Here is a 15,195-nt window from a genome sequence, read left to right as displayed (position 1 = left end):
AAGCCACCGGATGGTGGAGCGCCTGCCCACTGTTGGCCCATGCCGCCGTGTCGAGTGGCCGGACGGTCCGCCACCGGGGTCGTTCGACGGTCCGACGTAGGGGTGGCTCCCCCAGTTCGAGCGCGCGAGTCCCTATCTTCGGCCGTGCGCAGGGAACAGAACATTTCATTTCGGGTGATTGCCTCGGTTCGCGAGGGTTATGAGGAGTGCAGCTTGGATCTCCACGGATTGCTGAAGGCTCTTGCCAGACACTGGCCGACCGTCGTGGTCTGCCTGGTTCTCGCGATCGGGGCGGCGCTCGCCGCGACGGGCTTGAGCGCCCCCGTCTACGAGGCGAGGACCCAGCTCTTCGTCGCCACCCGCACCGGTGAGGACACCGCCCAGCTGAACCAGGGGCAGAGCTTCTCGCAGGCGCGCGTGCAGTCCTACGCGGCGATCGTGACGACCCGTCAGGTGACCGGGCCCGTGGTGAAGGAACTGGGGCTGCGCACCACACCGGAGGAACTGGCGTCCCGGATCACCGCCGTCGCCCCGCTCAACACCGTGCTCATCGACATCACCGTCCGGGACACGGCGCCCAAGCGGGCGGCGCGCATCGCCAACGCCGTGGCGGAGCGGTTCAGCGCGGTCGTGGAGCGGCTGGAGACGCCCAAGCGCACCGTCCAGCGGTCCGGAAAGAACCACGCGGACGATGCCCCGCCAGTCTCGCCCGTCTCCCTGGGCGTCACCCAGGAGGCCGTCGCCCCCACCGGTCCGGTCTCGCCCCGCCCGCTGCTGAACCTGGCCGCAGGAGTGCTCGGCGGCCTGCTGCTCGGTGCCGGACTCGTCGCCCTGCGCGAGACCCTCGACACCACGCTCAAGACGAGCGAGGCGCTGGGCGAGTTCACCGCGCTGCCGGGTCTCGGCACCATCCCGTACGACAGGAACGCCCCCAGGCAGCCGCTCGTCAGCGCCGACGGGCACTCCAAGCGCGCCGAGGCCTTCCGCAAGCTGCGCACCAGCTTGCAGTTCTCCCAGGTCGACGACCCACCGCGGGTCATCGTGGTGACGAGTTCGGTGCCCGGTGAGGGCAAGACCAACACCGCGGTGAATCTCGCCCTCTCGCTCGCCGAGGCAGGTGTCTCCACCTGCCTCGTGGACTGCGACCTGCGCCGCCCGAGTGTGGCCCCGACCTTCGGTCTCGTCCAGGACGCCGGTCTGACCACGGTGCTCATCGGACAGGCTCGCATCGAGGACGTGATGCAACAGGCCGACGGGCGGCTCTCGGTACTTGCCAGCGGCGCCGTACCACCGAACCCCACGGAGCTGCTCGCCTCTGCGCGTATGGAAGAGGTGCTGCGCGAGCTGGCGGACGCCTACGAGGCCGTGATCATCGACACCGCGCCACTGCTGCCGGTCGCCGACACCATTGGACTCGCCTCGCTCGCCCAGGGCACGTTGCTCGTCGTCCGCGCTGCGAAGACCGGCCGGGACCAGGTGCGCACCGCCGCGGAATCGCTGGAGCGCGTGGGCGTCCGCGTCCTCGGTACGGTCTTCAGTATGGCTCCGGTTCCAAGGGGTGGCCGCTACGGCCGCTACGGCAACTACGGGTACGGCGAGCTGCCCGCTCCCCGTGCGTCGGCCCCCCGCGAGGAGGCCGTCGTACCCGCGGCGACGCATCTCGCGGGCGAGAAATGACCCGGGTCCTGTTCATCTGCACGGGCAACGTGCACCGCTCGGTGCTCGCCGAGCGGCTGCTGGCCGCGAGGCTTCCGCCCGGCTCGGCCGTGCGGCCGGAGAGCGCCGGCACGGAGGCGTGGCCCCGGCCCGGCATGGAGAGCTCCACCATGGCGGTGCTGGAGAAGCTGGGCGGTGACGGCTCCGGCTTCGCGGCCCGCCCGCTCACCGCGCAGCTCGTCGTGGGAGCGGCGCTGGTCCTCGGGCTCGCGCGCGAGCACCGGGAGGCGGCCGTGCGGCTCGCGCCGTCGGCTATGCGGCGCTGCTTCACCCTGAAGGAGTTCCTGCGTCTCGCCGTGAGGGGAGTCGACGAAGGGCGGGGCGGGGAAGTGGGCGGGGAAGGTGCGGCGACCGCGCAGGGCGGCGTACCGGACGGGGAAGGCCCGCGGATCGTGGACGGTTTCGACGTCGTAGTCGCGGCCGCGGCCGGCCGTCGCGGTGCCGCCGCCCCGGTCCCGCCGGCCGAGGACGACGTCACGGACCCGTGGGGGAGACCCCACTCGGTGCTGTACGGGTGCGCCCGCGAGATCGACGGGGCGGTGAGCACGCTCGCCCGGTTGCTGGGCGGCGGGGCGAGCGTCTGAATCGAGGGTCCATGGAATAGTTCGACCGCGGCAGGACCGAGTGGACCGAACACCACCTCGAGCCGCAGGGCTCACCGGCGGGGCGAGCGTCTGAATCGAGGGTCCATGGAATAGTTCGACCGCGGCAGGACCGAGAGACCGAACACCACCTCGAGCCGCAGGGCTCACCGGCGGGGGACGGGAGAAGGCCCCACTACCGGATTCGCCGGTACGCGGACGACTGTGCGCCACGAACACAACAGGAGGTTCTGATGTAGACGGAAGCTCTTGACGTGGTGCTGCACTGGTGATGGAGGTAGGCCCTCCGGGATCGCCCACACAGGGGGAGATCTCAAATCGCCGCAGGTTGCTCCGGTGAATGAGCCGGGGTGATGAGCACTGCGGAAAAGGCGCACGAGATGCGTCAGGTGCGTGCCGAGAAGGCGAACGCGAGTGAACCACTGCTGAAGTGTCGTAAGCGTATGAGTGGTTGCCGAAACCGGGGTCCAGTTGTTGCCCCGGGACAAGTCTGGCGGGTTCCTGTATTCCTGGCCAGGTGGCGGCCCGGCATGAAGGTGGCGCGAGCTCGGTGACAGGCACCAGTGCGGAACGTGGGAACCTCTCGCCGCGATGCTGCCGACGGTCAAGTTGAAGGCCGGTTGGCGATAAGGGAGAACCCCAAGCAGCTAAAACTGTGAGGGGCTGAGTACCGATGCGTGGCAGGGGGACGGACCGCCTCGTAGTAGTGATGAAGTCCCTGTAATGGGGATGGAGCGAAGGGGGCGGGTTGTCCTGATCTTGTTTGGTGGTCAACCGGTATGTCCGGGAGGAGCCAGGTGAACGGATCAAGGCCGCAGGCCGAGGTCAAGTCGTTCTATATTTCCAAGTCGATGGTGTGGGAGGCGTATCTGAGGGTCAAAGCCAATCGGGGTGCACCCGGGGTGGACGGCGTTTCGATCGAGCAGTTCGAGCAGAACCTCAAGGGAAATCTGTACAAGCTGTGGAATCGTATGTCGTCTGGCTCGTATTTCCCTCCGGCGGTGAAGGCCGTGGAGATCCCCAAGGCGGGCGGGAAAGGTGTCCGTGTGCTTGGGGTGCCCACTGTGGCTGACCGGATCGCCCAGACGGTGGCCGCGATGTATCTGGAGAGGCGGGTGGAGCCTGTGTTCCATCCGGACTCCTACGGGTACCGGCCGAGGCGGTCTGCGCTGGACGCGGTGGAGACGTGCCGGCGGCGTTGTTGGCGGAACGACTGGGTGGTCGATCTCGACATTCGGGCGTTCTTCGACAGCGTGGACCATGAGCTGATGCTCAAGGCCGTCGAGCGGCATGTTGACGCAGACGGGAAGTGGGTCCTGCTTTATGTCCGGCGGTGGCTTGTGGCGCCGCTGGCGAAGGCGGACGGTTCGGTGCAGGAAAGGGATCGCGGGACTCCCCAGGGGTCGGCGATCTCGCCCGTGTTGGCGAATCTGTATCTCCACTACGCGTTCGATGAGTGGCTGGGGCGGGAGTTTCCGCACATCACGTTCGAGCGGTATTGCGACGATGCGGTGATTCACTGCCGCAGCGAGCACCAGGCCCGCCGCGTGCGGGACGCGCTCGCAGCGAGATTGGCGCAGGTCGGCCTGGAGTTGCATCCCGGCAAGACGCGCATCGTGTATTGCAAGGACGCTGACCGACGCGGCTCGTTCGAGCACACGTCGTTTACGTTCCTCGGGTACACGTTCCGGCCGAGGCTGGCCAAGAACCGGTATGGGAAGCACTTTGTGAACTTCCTGCCCGCGGTCAGCAAGGAGGCGATCAAGGCGATGGGCAAGGAGATGCGTTCCTGGCGCATCGCTCAACGCAGTGACAAGTCCCTGATGGACCTTGCACGGATGTTCAACAGCGTCGTGCAGGGATGGATCAACTATTACGGACGCTTCTACAAGTCCATGTTGTATCCCCTTCTCCGGCGCATCAACCGCATGTTGGTGGGCTGGGCTTGTCAGAAGTACAAACGACTACGCCGCCGGGAGAAACGCGCGGGAGAACTACTGGCTGGCACGGCCCGCCGGTATCCCAACATGTTCGCCCACTGGCGGTTCGGCCTCAAACCTGATGGCTGGGCAATGGGAGCCGTGTGAGCCGAGAGGCTCCCGCACGGTTCTGCGAGCGGCGGCGGGTGAGATTCCCGCCGCCGACTCACCTTCTCGTGCTCGTCGCGGGGACCCGAGAGGATGCGATGCGCATCCGGGCCCTTCCCCGTCCTGATGTGTGCTGAATCTGCTCTGGCCGCAGGCTGCTCGGCAGGCGCGCGGCCGTTTGCCCGGGCTCGTTGTGGCGATCTTCGGTCGCCCAAGAGCAACATGCTCACTCCGCGTCGGCGACGACGGAACCGACATGTTCGGCCAGGCTCGGGTCGCGGCGGACCAGGAGCGTCGCGTAGCCGATGGCAGCGAGCAGGGTGGCCAGTGACGCGAAGGGGAACCAGCTGTACGGCGCGGGCTGTCCGGGCTTGGCGAGGTAATAGAGCGGAACCAGGATGGCCAGGGTGCCGATCGCGGGCAGCAGCAGGTGCCGGACCGTCCGGAACTCCTGTGGACGGTACCTGCGGTAGTACAGCGGCAGGGCGACGTTGGACGCGAGGTAGACCAGCAGGATCAGGATGGCGCCCAGACTCGAGGACTCGGTGAAGAAGACCACGGGGTTCATCGAGCCGCCGTCGGACCCGAGCAGATGGCCCAGGCCCCAGCCTCCGATGATCAGCAGTGCGGTGGCGGTGAAGGTGACGATCGCATTGGTCGGCGTGCGGCGGGTGGGGTGCACGTAGCCGAAGAAGGACGGGAGCAGTCCCTCGCGTCCGGCGTTGAACACCATGCGGGCCTGGGAGTTGATGCCGGCGATCAGTACGCCGAGGGTTGAGGTCAGGCCGCCGATGTAGGCGACGAACGCCAGCGCTCCGAGCGTGTCGTGGGCGATGTCGATGAAGGGAATGCGGGAGTCGCCGAGACGGGCCACGTCGTAGTCGAAGCCGGTCACCGTGGCGTAGGAGAAGAGGATGTAGCTCACTGTCATGATCGCGACGGAGAAGAACACGGCGCGGCCGACGTTGCGCCGCGGGTTCTCCGTCTCCTCTGCCAGAGCCGCCGAGTTCTCCCAGCCGATGAACAGGTACACCGCCAGCGGGAAGCCCGCTGCCAGGCCCCTGAGGCCGTGGCTGATGTGGCCGGGCAGGAACGGGTCGGCGGAGAGACGGCCGCGGTGTTCGACGATCGCCGCGATCGAGACGACGACCAGCACCAGCATCTCCACGCCGAAGAAAAAGCCGGCCCACTTGGTGGAGACCACCACCCCGCGCAGCATCAGCACCACCGACAGTCCGGTCAGCAGCAGCGTCCAGATGATCCACGGCAGGTCGACGCCGGTGTAGTGGTGCAGCGTGATCTGTACGAACCCGCCCGAGATCGCGATGACGGAGGCCATCGCGATGATGTAGCCGAGTCCGGCCAGCAGGGCCGTGGTCACCGCGCTGACCGGTCCGAAGGTCTTGCCGACGAAGGTGATGAAGCTGCCCGCCGAGGGGTGTGCCCGGGAGAACTCGGCGAGCGTGTTGCCAAGCAGTGCGACCGCGACGCCCGCGGCGGCGATGGTCAGCGGGGACGCGATGCCCGCGGTGGTGGCCAGGAAGGCGAAGCCGAAGAAGAAGCTCATGGCCGGGCCGACGTTGGCCATCGTGGCCGCGGCGATGTCCGCCATGCCGAGGACACCGCCGCGCAGGCGCTGGGGCGTGCCGCGGACGGGGCCCGATGTCGACGACGAGCCGACGGCTCCGGGGTCAGGCATGGCGGCAACTCCTTCTGCGGTGTGGCGGCGCAAGGGGCGTGTGAGGTGTCGGCACTGGGGTCGGCACGACCGGGCGTCAGCTCGGGCGGGCGTGCTGGTGCGCCTTCACCGCCCGCACAGCCGGGTCCATCGCACCGCGGCCGAGCTCGGCGAGCAGGTCGGCGTGGCAGCGGTTCTGCGCGCGTACCACCTCGGGCGTCGGATCGGGCAGCAGCAGGCACAGCCGACCGAGCAGGTCGGCGGCGAACTCGCGGATTCCGGCGCCGCCGAGCGCCTCCGCGAGGTCGAGATGGAAGCGCGTCTCCAGTTCGAGCAGTCGTGCCCGGTCGTCGGCCAGGTCCATCTCGTCGACCAGGGTCTGCAGCGCTTCGAGTCGATCGGGCGGCACCTCGCCCGCGCCGTGCGCCACAAGGCCGCACTCGAGCAGGAGGTGGAAGGCGTCCAGTGAAGCCGCCTCGTCGGCGTCGTGCATCAGAGCGACGACCGCGTCCCATTCCGGCGCGACGAAGGTCCCGCCCGCACGGCCCCGTCGGCGGTCGAGCAAGCCGTCCTGGCACATCCCCTCCAGCGCGCGGCGCACGGTGATCTCACTGATCCCCAGCTCCTCGGCGAGGACGCCGGCGTCCGGCAGCCGGTCTCCCGGAGACACGGACTTCAGGCGCACCCGTAGTGCTATCCGTGACCGGACGAGCTCCGATCCCGTCTGGCCCCTGCCGGGCAGGACACGGGCGTCTCGTACCCCGGCGACCAACCCGGGCCGCACTGGACCTGGCTGGTTGTAGGGCCCGAACTTGCCCGCTGGATTCACCACGACGCCACCCTAACGGCCTGCTGAGCGGAGGCACGGCCCGCGGCGATGCCCTCCGCACCGGTGGTTCTCGCGACCGTGCCGCGGTGTTGCGCATAGGGGCTCCCACGGGTGCCGGAACACAGGAGACGGCGCGGCAGCCGTATCGGAAGGAGCAGCTCCGCGCTGCACGGAAAATAGAGCATGGTGAACACTTAAACAAGCCTTGTTCTTTTGGATCGTAGTGAACTATTTTCCCCTCACGGCGCCCGTCCCCCTTCGGTGAAAGCTGTGCGGTCAACCCCCGCCCCAGCTCACCGACGCATGTCCTCTTCCGCACTCCCTCCATGGATGTCGAGATGACTACACGTCCCCCGCTCTCCACCGCAGACCCGTCGGCCACCACCAAAAGCACCCCGGCAGGATCATCCGGCCTGCAAGCCGGACTGAAGAACCGACACCTGTCGATGATCGCGATCGGCGGTGTCATCGGCGCCGGCCTGTTCGTCGGCTCCGGCTCCGGCATCGCCGCCGCGGGCCCCGGCATTCTCGTCTCCTACGCGCTCGTCGGGGTCCTCGTCGTCCTCGTCATGCGCATGCTCGGCGAAATGGCCGCGGCCAACCCCACGTCCGGCTCGTTCTCCGCCTACGCGGACCGCGCGCTGGGCCGCTGGGCCGGATTCACGATCGGCTGGCTGTACTGGTTCTTCTGGGTCGTGGTGCTCGCGGTCGAGGCGACCGCCGGAGCCAAGATCCTGGCGGGCTGGATCCCGGCGGTCCCGCAATGGGGCTGGGCCCTGATCGTCATGGTCGTCCTCACCGCCAGCAACCTGGCCTCGGTCGGCTCCTACGGCGAGTTCGAGTTCTGGTTCGCCGGCATCAAGGTCGTCGCCATCGCCGCGTTCATCGTGATCGGCGCCCTCGCGATCTTCGGGCTGCTGCCCGGCTCGGACCACCCGGCGTCCGGCTTCTCCAACCTGACCGCACACGGCGGGTTCCTGCCGCACGGGCCGGGGGCGATCCTCACCGGCGTCCTGATGGTGGTCTTCTCCTTCATGGGCAGTGAGATCGTCACGCTCGCGGCCGGTGAGTCCAAGGATCCACAAGGTGCGATCACCAAGGCCACCAACAGCGTGATCTGGCGCATCGCGGTGTTCTACCTGGGCTCGATCCTGATCGTGGTGTCGCTGCTGCGCTGGGACGACCCGGCGATCCTCAAGGACGGCTCGTACGTCGCCGCACTGAGCTCCATCGGCATCCCGCACGCCGCCCAGATCATGAACGCCATCGTGCTGACCTCCGTGCTGTCCTGCCTCAACTCCGGCCTCTACACCGCGTCGCGGATGGCGTTCTCCCTCGGCCGGCGCAGTGACGCTCCGGTCGCGCTCGGCCGCACCACGGGTCGTGGCGTGCCGCAGTCGGCCATCCTGGCCTCAGTGGTCTTCGGCTTCGTCGCGGTCGGCTTCAACTACCTGTGGCCGGACACGGTCTTCCAGTTCCTGCTCAACTCCTCCGGCGCGATCGCCCTGTTCGTCTGGCTGGTGATCTGCTTCTCCCAGCTGCGGATGCGCAAGATCGTCCAGCGGGAGGCGCCGGAGAAGCTGATCGTCAAGATGTGGCTCTACCCCTACCTGACCTGGGCCACCATCGCCCTGATCACGTTCGTGCTGGGCTACATGCTGACCGACACGGCCGAGGGCGGCGGCCGCGACCAGGTGGTCCTGTCCACCCTGGTGGCCGTGGGCGTGGTGGCTATCGCGCTGGTCCGCGAACGGCTGGGCCGGAACAGGACGCACAGCGCGGTCACCCCGTCATAGGGGCCGACCCGTCATAGGGGCCGGCCCGTCGTGCGGGCCGGCCCGCAGTCGGTCCGCAAGGCGTGCACAGTCCTCAGCGGTGTCCTCGATTACGCGGTCAAGTCCCGCCGCCTGGGCGGCATGCCTCTGCCACGGACACGTATGCGTCGGAACGCAGGGTGGGCAACTGCGGCGGAGCAACTTCCGGAACGACCAGGTCACGGCCCGGAAGGCAGCAGGTAGCACGTCCGAACCGCACTTCCGCAATCTCCGCCACACCGGCGACACCCTGGCCCCGACCGCCGGAGCGGGCACCCGCGAGCTGATGCCCCGCATCGGCCACAGCAGCTCGCGTGCCGCGCTGATCCATCAGCGCATGACCAGCGACCGTGACCAGACCATCGCCGATCGTCTCGGCGCCATGATCCGCGACGGTGGGGGCCCTCCGGCTCATGCCGTGTGGCATCCACATGGCATGAGTGGGACGCGTGTGGCACGGCCTCGAACAAGACGAAGGGCCGGCCAGGGAGGAAGCCTCTCCTGAGCCGGCCCTTCTCGCTGTGCCCCGGCAGGATTCGAACCTGCGACACCCGCTTCAGGAGTTCCGTCGCTGCGCGGGGCGATCTCACGGGACGGACCCTTTTGCTGCCTGCCACTGAGGGCAGAGCTGCTGATGTCTGCCTTCGTTCAGCGGCGTTGGTGTCAACTGGTGATGTCAGCCGGACGATGTGTGCCCGCCGGGACCCGCCCGGTCCCGGCGCGGCGAGTGACCTGGTCGGCCAGTGCCGCGTCAGCCGAGGTTCGCCCCGTCGCGACGCCCGGCACGCTCCCCCACTGCCTCAAGGGCGTGGGAGGTGCCCCCACTCGCCGCACCGGCCGAAAGCCCAAGTACGTCCAGTACGAGGACTTCCGGCCGGCACTCCCCCAGCCTTCGGCCGGGGGGACCCCCAGAGCACGCACCGGAGGCCGCTCCTTGACGGGCAAACCCTGGCTGACGCGGCACTAACCGTTGACGCAGACGTTGCCCGTCGCCGGGTTGAGCAGTCCGATGACGTTCACGGAGTTGCCGCAAGCATTGACCGGGATGTCCACCGGTACCTGCACCACATTGCCGGACAGCAGACCGCCCGAGCCCGTCGCGGTGCCCACCGCCGCTGCTCCCTTTCCCTTGACGGTCAGGGTCGCGGGGTCCGGGGGATTCAGGCCAACCGTGGTGATCGCTTCGGGGCGGTTGACGTAGGTTCCCGCCTTGTCGGCCGTGACGTTCACCGTGACCGTGCAGGACTTCTCGCCGGCGGTCAGGTCGCCGCCGTTCAGGGCAACGGACGCGCCCCCCGCCGTCGCGGACACCGTGCCGTTGCCGCAGGTCGTCGACGCCTTCGCGTTCGAGGCCACCTTCACTCCGGCTGGCAGGCTGTCGGCGAAGCTGAAGTCGTTCTTCGCCGCCAGTTCACTGGTGTTGGTCACTGTCATGGTGAGCGTCGACGTGTCGCCCTTGTCCACGGTGGCAGGACTGAACGCCTTGTCCAGCTGCGGAGTCGCATCCAGGATCCGAATGTTGTCGAATGCGTGGTCATTGCCGTACCAGTCGCCTTGCCCGTTGACCATCTTGATGCCCAACCGGCTATCGCTGAACAGGACGGCTTTGTTGCCGGCGAACGTCCCGGCCCTCAACCCGCTTCCGCCGGGGTAGGGCTTGGAGTTGGGATCGGTGCAGGGATTGATGGGGGTGGTGAAGGTAGGGATGTCTGACCCGTTGCCGGTCAGATAGAACTTCAGCAGCGGAGGAGCCGCTTGGTCGCAATTCACGGCGGCTGCGTCCACTGCGAAGGTGATGTAGCGGTTCGGCTTCGCGAGCGGAATCGGCTGCTCGGTCCGGAACTCCACCCGGTCGGCGCCAGGTGGCACCCAGTTGGTGTAGGCCGCGACCACGTGGTTCGTCGGCGGATTCGTTCCGCCTACCTGTCCCAGCGCATTGGACATGTTCTTCAACACTGCCGGGCAGTTAGGCTGATCAGCACCGGTCTGATCGAGGATGATGCCGTTGCACTGTCCGTGGTCAAGCCACTGGGGGTCGGCTGTGTATGTCTCGTCGAGCGGTGGAGCGCCGACGTAGTCCTCCAGGAAGATCGGAGTCTCGCCTGCGTTTTCGAAGTCTTCGACGAACACCGTAACCGGGGCCTGCGGGGCCCCCGGAGTGCCAGGTGCATGCCGGGCGTTCAAGCCCGGTGACATGACCAGGGCCTGGGCTTGAGAGGCCAGCGGAGCACTCGCGATCGCAAGTGCTACCAGGGACACTGATGCAGTGCGCGTGTGCGAGGAAAGCTTGACTGCGGAAATTTCCACCATCTCTTTTCCAATCACCACGGCGTACAAGCAACAGCGGACATGGGCGGAAACGGCGCAGCCCAGACCATTGGCTATGCACCCCGATAGGCAGGTCGCCTTAACTTCAGCACACGCCCTCAAAAAAGACGACCAGCGACCTCGACGACTGTATCTTTCACCGCGTTGGCCGAACTGGGAACGGACACTGTGGGCTTATATCGGAATTTCATCCAGCAATGTAATGCCTAATCTAACAGCGCGTCTCTCAGGAATGGCCGGCGAGTTCGAATTGAGGTCGGTGGAAGGGGTTTGGGGTGGCCTGCCCGGTCTGGGGTCGAGCACGATCAGGGGGCCGTAACGCTGGTTGGCAACTCGGGCAGGCTTTGGACCTGCGACTACGCCGCTGCCGCCCTCTTCAACAACCACGCGGGCGACCTGTGGATGAGATTGACAACCCACCTCCGCCGCGAGATCGCCGCCCGTGCCGGACTCACCCGCCGCGAACTGCCACGTACGCCTGTCGTACGGCAAGGTCGCCGAATTCCAGAAGCGCGGAGCCCTGCACTTCCACGCTGTGATCCGCCTCGACGGACCGGACGGCCCCGACGCACCGGCGCCCCGGTCGTCACTGACCGTGCTCGTGATGTCAGACGTGGATGTCAAAGGCCCCGCACCATGATCGGTCCGGGGCCTTTTCCCTTGTGCCCCGACAGGATTCGAACCTGCGACTCCCGCTTTAGGAATTTTCCCTGGATAGGGCTGTGACCTGCGAAAACGCCAAGCGCGGTGTGTCCCGCCTGGGAAAACGCCCCTCGGTAGTTCTCGGCTGTTCAGGGGGTTTCCCGTCCTCGTGTGTGCCGAATGTGTTCCGCAGGGATGCCTGCCTGGCGAGGCGTCAACTGCTCATGCGTCAGGCTGGAGGCGGTGCCTGCCCGTACCCTTTGTGGTGTCCACGGCGTCATATAGCGGGCGCCAAACCATTGGAGGCAATACCTCGTGCTGATTGCTCAGCGTCCGTCCCTGACCGAAGAGGTCGTCGACGAGTTCCGCTCCCGGTTCGTGATCGAGCCGCTGGAGCCGGGCTTCGGTTACACCCTCGGCAACTCCCTGCGTCGTACGCTCCTCTCCTCGATCCCGGGTGCGGCGGTCACGTCCATCCGCATCGACGGCATCCTGCACGAGTTCACCACCGTGCCGGGCGTCAAGGAGGACGTCACCGACCTGATCCTCAACATCAAGCAGCTGGTCGTGAGCAGTGAGCAGGACGAGCCTGTCGTGATGTACCTGCGCAAGCAGGGCCCGGGTCTCGTGACCGCCGCCGACATCGCGCCCCCGGCCGGTGTCGAGGTGCACAACCCCGACCTCGTCCTCGCCACGCTCAACGGCAAGGGCAAGCTGGAGATGGAGCTGACCGTCGAGCGCGGTCGCGGCTACGTCTCCGCCGTTCAGAACAAGCAGGTCGGTCAGGAGATCGGGCGCATCCCGGTCGACTCGATCTACTCGCCGGTGCTGAAGGTCACGTACAAGGTCGAGGCGACCCGTGTCGAGCAGCGCACCGACTTCGACAAACTGATCGTCGACGTCGAGACCAAGCAGGCCATGCGTCCGCGTGACGCCATGGCGTCGGCCGGTAAGACCCTGGTCGAGCTGTTCGGTCTGGCCCGCGAGCTCAACATCGACGCCGAGGGCATCGACATGGGCCCGTCCCCCACGGACGCCGCCCTTGCCGCCGACCTCGCGCTGCCGATCGAGGAACTCGAGCTCACCGTTCGGTCGTACAACTGCCTCAAGCGTGAGGGCGTCCACTCGGTGGGTGAGCTCCTGGCGCGCTCCGAGGCGGACCTGCTCGACATCCGTAACTTCGGTGCGAAGTCGATCGACGAGGTCAAGGCGAAGCTGGCCGGCCTGGGCCTGGGCCTGAAGGACAGCCCGCCCGGATTCGACCCGACCGCCGCTGCCGACGCCTTCGGCGCCGACGACGACGCGGACGCGGGTTTCGTGGAGACCGAGCAGTACTGAACGCTGCGCCGGGTGGCGGGGGAGCCGGGACGGCAGAGCAGCCGGCGATGAGCAAGAGAGCGGAGACGGTGTCTTCCCGGACCCCGCTCATGGCGGCGAGGTTTCCCGTCCACAGCGGCCACGAGCCCAGGGGCTTGCCATTGACGGTGGCGCCGGAGAACGTGACGGAGCCGAAGTCGGTGACGTTGCCGGTGGGGCCACCGGTGTCGGAGTTGGCCTCGACGATGACATTCGCGGAGGTCGGCGTGCCACCCGTGGAGACCTGGGTCTTGTTCTCGGTCCTCGTCCAGCCACGGGTGACGTCCTTGATGGTGAGGGTGAAGGCGTTGTTGCCGCGGTAGGTGACCGAAGCGTGCATGTGGTCACCTGGCTTCGTCGGCACGCACATCGGGATGCCCTCCGCCGGGTACATCTCCCACCAGGAGTAGTAATCCGGCGTGGTGCCGTTGCAGTTGGCGGCGGTCCCGGTCTGCGTGATGGTGCCGCTCCCGCTGAGGCCGACCCAGAAACCGGTCTGCTGGTCGCCCCCGCGGCTGGCGGCCATCGGCTGGATCCAGTGCCAGAAGATCTCTATCCGCGCCATCGCACAGGCATATGGCAAGAGTCCGGCGCAGGTCATGCTCCGGTGGCACTTGCAGCAGGGCCGCTCGGCCATCCCGAAGTCGACCAAACCCCGGCGGATCGCAGAGAACTTCGACGTCTTCGACTTCTCGCTCACCGACGATGAACTCGCCACTCTCGATTCCCTCAACACCGGCGTCCGGCACGGACCGGACCCGGACGTGGCGCGACCCGGCATGTTCGACATGGCCATCCCGACGCGTAGAAGACGGAACCCGGCGGCGGCGTTCGAGCCCTGCCCGCCGAAACGACAGAGCCCTCGTTTTCCGTGGCAGTGGCTCTCGCCCAACGGGTGCGGCGGGGGCCACTTGGGTGGTGTGGTTGTCGCGTGCGGCGCCGGTCCGGCCGTACTGGGTCACTCAGGGCGAGCTGCGCAGGGGGCGTCTCGGCTCGTCAGCCCCCACGCGGCCGTCCTGGTGCTACGGCACCCCCGGCCTCGCACGCGCCCAGCAACTTGCGCGCTTGCCCTCGGCGATGCCAGCCGCCAGATTGACGCGGAGCACGCGCTCGTGGCTACCCTCACCGATCCTGAGCAGCTGAAGGCCACGACGGGCAACGGCCTCTGCCACGGGTTCGCCGGCCTCGCCCACGCTGCCGCGCGTACGGCACCCGAGCGCGTGGGCGGCCTCATCGAACTTGCCGACACGGCGGTGAAGAAGAGCGAGACCGTGCTGTGCCGCCGTGACGCTGGGCAGCCGATCGACCGCCACCTGACGGATCTGACAGCCACCTTTCTTGAGCGGAAGACGGAACCAGGGATGACCATCTTCGAGATACGGCTCGGACTTGCCGTCCTCGACGCGATCGGTTCCGCCGAGGCGCCCGCCGCGCACCGCATCGTCGAGAACCTCCACCGCAAGACGACGGACGCGCAAGACGGCTACGCGGCTCGCGAGTGCCTGGCGCACCCTCTGTTCACCGAGATTGCCACGGGCTGGCAAGCGCAGGACTGCCGCGAGCTGGTGCGTGCCTGCGTCTTCGGGGCGGGGGCCATCCCGGACGAGTTGCAGGGAGAACTGACGGCGGTTCATCGCGCCAGCGACGGTGTGATCAGGGAAAGCCTCGCAGACCCCTCCGATCCCGGAGGAATGCACCCCCTGCGGTTCTGACGGTGCTACCGGAGCTGTCGGTGCTGCTGTTCGGTAGGCGTCGTAGTCGCTGATGGAAGGCGACTGTTATGGGCCTGCTGGACGGGGATCGAGGCTGTGATGGTCGAGCGGCGGCGGGCGGCTTCGGCGCGGCGGTCTCGCTATCAAGGGTGCGCTCTGGGTGGACCAGGACACCGAGGGAGTGCCGGGCATCGTTGCCACGGACGACCACTTCGGCTGTACCGTCGGCGCGCCGGACACCGACGGCAACGGCCGTGTCGAACCCCTGGTCGGAGCACCCGGCAACGCGGCTGGCACAGTGACCGTCCTCAAGGTGAAGCCGAGCACCCTGGAGTCCGTGACGGCCCTCGCCGAGGCCGACTTGGGCTGGTCCGCCGGCAGCGACGGCGACGCGTCCGGCATCGCGCTGTCGCGCTGACGCACAGGGCTCG

At 67.5% G+C, this 15,195-nt stretch carries 8 protein-coding genes and 6 pseudogenes; 9 read left to right on the top strand and 5 right to left on the bottom strand.

Annotated features, from left to right (window positions below):
* Positions 1–213: 213 nt before the first annotated feature.
* From OG390_RS22295 to ltrA, 3 genes are all read left to right on the top strand, one after another.
* Positions 214–1,677, top strand: a complete 1,464-nt coding sequence (locus tag OG390_RS22295) for a polysaccharide biosynthesis tyrosine autokinase (protein ID WP_406170429.1) — start codon at positions 214–216, stop codon at positions 1,675–1,677.
* Entirely contained in the window at positions 1,674–2,300 is a 627-nt protein-coding gene (locus OG390_RS22290) for a low molecular weight phosphatase family protein (RefSeq protein WP_406170427.1), read from the top strand. Before OG390_RS22295 ends, OG390_RS22290 begins: the two co-directional genes overlap by 4 nt.
* An 815-nt stretch (positions 2,301–3,115) precedes the next feature.
* Entirely contained in the window at positions 3,116–4,405 is a 1,290-nt protein-coding gene (gene ltrA, locus OG390_RS22285) for a group II intron reverse transcriptase/maturase (RefSeq protein WP_406170409.1), read from the top strand.
* 226 nt (positions 4,406–4,631) lie between these two features.
* Here ltrA and OG390_RS22280 read toward each other — a convergent pair whose 3' ends face one another.
* Both OG390_RS22280 and OG390_RS22275 read right to left on the bottom strand, forming a co-directional pair.
* The gene (locus tag OG390_RS22280) at positions 4,632–6,104 is read right to left on the bottom strand and encodes an APC family permease (RefSeq protein WP_406170425.1); all 1,473 of its coding nucleotides are present in this window, start codon (positions 6,102–6,104) and stop codon (positions 4,632–4,634) included.
* A 76-nt stretch (positions 6,105–6,180) separates the two neighbouring features.
* Positions 6,181–6,867: a FadR/GntR family transcriptional regulator gene (locus OG390_RS22275; protein WP_406177799.1), complete on the bottom strand. Its 687-nt coding sequence runs from the start codon at positions 6,865–6,867 to the stop codon at positions 6,181–6,183.
* A 383-nt stretch (positions 6,868–7,250) separates the two neighbouring features.
* On the opposite strand from OG390_RS22275, the gene OG390_RS22270 reads away from it, so the two are divergent.
* On the top strand, positions 7,251–8,708 hold the full coding sequence (locus OG390_RS22270) for an amino acid permease (protein WP_406170423.1): 1,458 nt from the start codon (positions 7,251–7,253) through the stop codon (positions 8,706–8,708).
* 987 nt (positions 8,709–9,695) lie between these two features.
* On the opposite strand, the pseudogene OG390_RS22265 reads toward OG390_RS22270, so the two are convergent.
* Together OG390_RS22265 and OG390_RS22260 are read right to left on the bottom strand one after the other, a co-directional pair.
* Positions 9,696–9,854: pseudogene (locus tag OG390_RS22265) on the bottom strand (chaplin); the annotation flags it as partial.
* A gap of 63 nt (positions 9,855–9,917) precedes the next feature.
* A pseudogene (locus OG390_RS22260) lies at positions 9,918–10,295 on the bottom strand (hypothetical protein); the annotation flags it as partial.
* A 1,083-nt stretch (positions 10,296–11,378) separates the two neighbouring features.
* Between OG390_RS22260 and OG390_RS22255 the strand changes: the two are divergent.
* Both OG390_RS22255 and OG390_RS22250 read left to right on the top strand, forming a co-directional pair.
* Positions 11,379–11,634 (top strand): annotated as a pseudogene (locus OG390_RS22255) (replication initiator); the annotation flags it as partial.
* 377 nt (positions 11,635–12,011) lie between these two features.
* Complete coding sequence (locus OG390_RS22250) at positions 12,012–13,034, top strand: DNA-directed RNA polymerase subunit alpha (protein ID WP_406170421.1); 1,023 nt, start codon at positions 12,012–12,014, stop codon at positions 13,032–13,034.
* Positions 13,035–13,230: 196 nt separating this feature from the next.
* On the opposite strand, the pseudogene OG390_RS22245 reads toward OG390_RS22250, so the two are convergent.
* Positions 13,231–13,578: pseudogene (locus tag OG390_RS22245) on the bottom strand (G1 family glutamic endopeptidase); the annotation flags it as partial.
* Between OG390_RS22245 and OG390_RS22240 the strand changes: the two are divergent.
* The 3 genes and pseudogenes from OG390_RS22240 to OG390_RS22230 form a co-directional block, all read left to right on the top strand.
* A pseudogene (locus OG390_RS22240) lies at positions 13,511–13,774 on the top strand (aldo/keto reductase); the annotation flags it as partial. The pseudogenes OG390_RS22245 and OG390_RS22240 sit on opposite strands and share 68 nt — an antisense overlap.
* Positions 13,775–13,961: 187 nt before the next feature.
* Positions 13,962–14,764 (top strand): annotated as a pseudogene (locus OG390_RS22235) (lanthionine synthetase LanC family protein); the annotation flags it as partial.
* Between the two features lie 160 nt (positions 14,765–14,924).
* On the top strand, positions 14,925–15,182 hold the full coding sequence (locus OG390_RS22230) for a hypothetical protein (RefSeq protein WP_406170419.1): 258 nt from the start codon (positions 14,925–14,927) through the stop codon (positions 15,180–15,182).
* Positions 15,183–15,195: the final 13 nt, after the last annotated feature.

It is taken from the genome of Streptomyces sp. NBC_00996, assembly GCF_045162675.1.
Lineage (GTDB): Bacteria > Actinomycetota > Actinomycetes > Streptomycetales > Streptomycetaceae > Streptomyces.
This window is presented reverse-complemented; position numbering and strand designations above follow the sequence as displayed.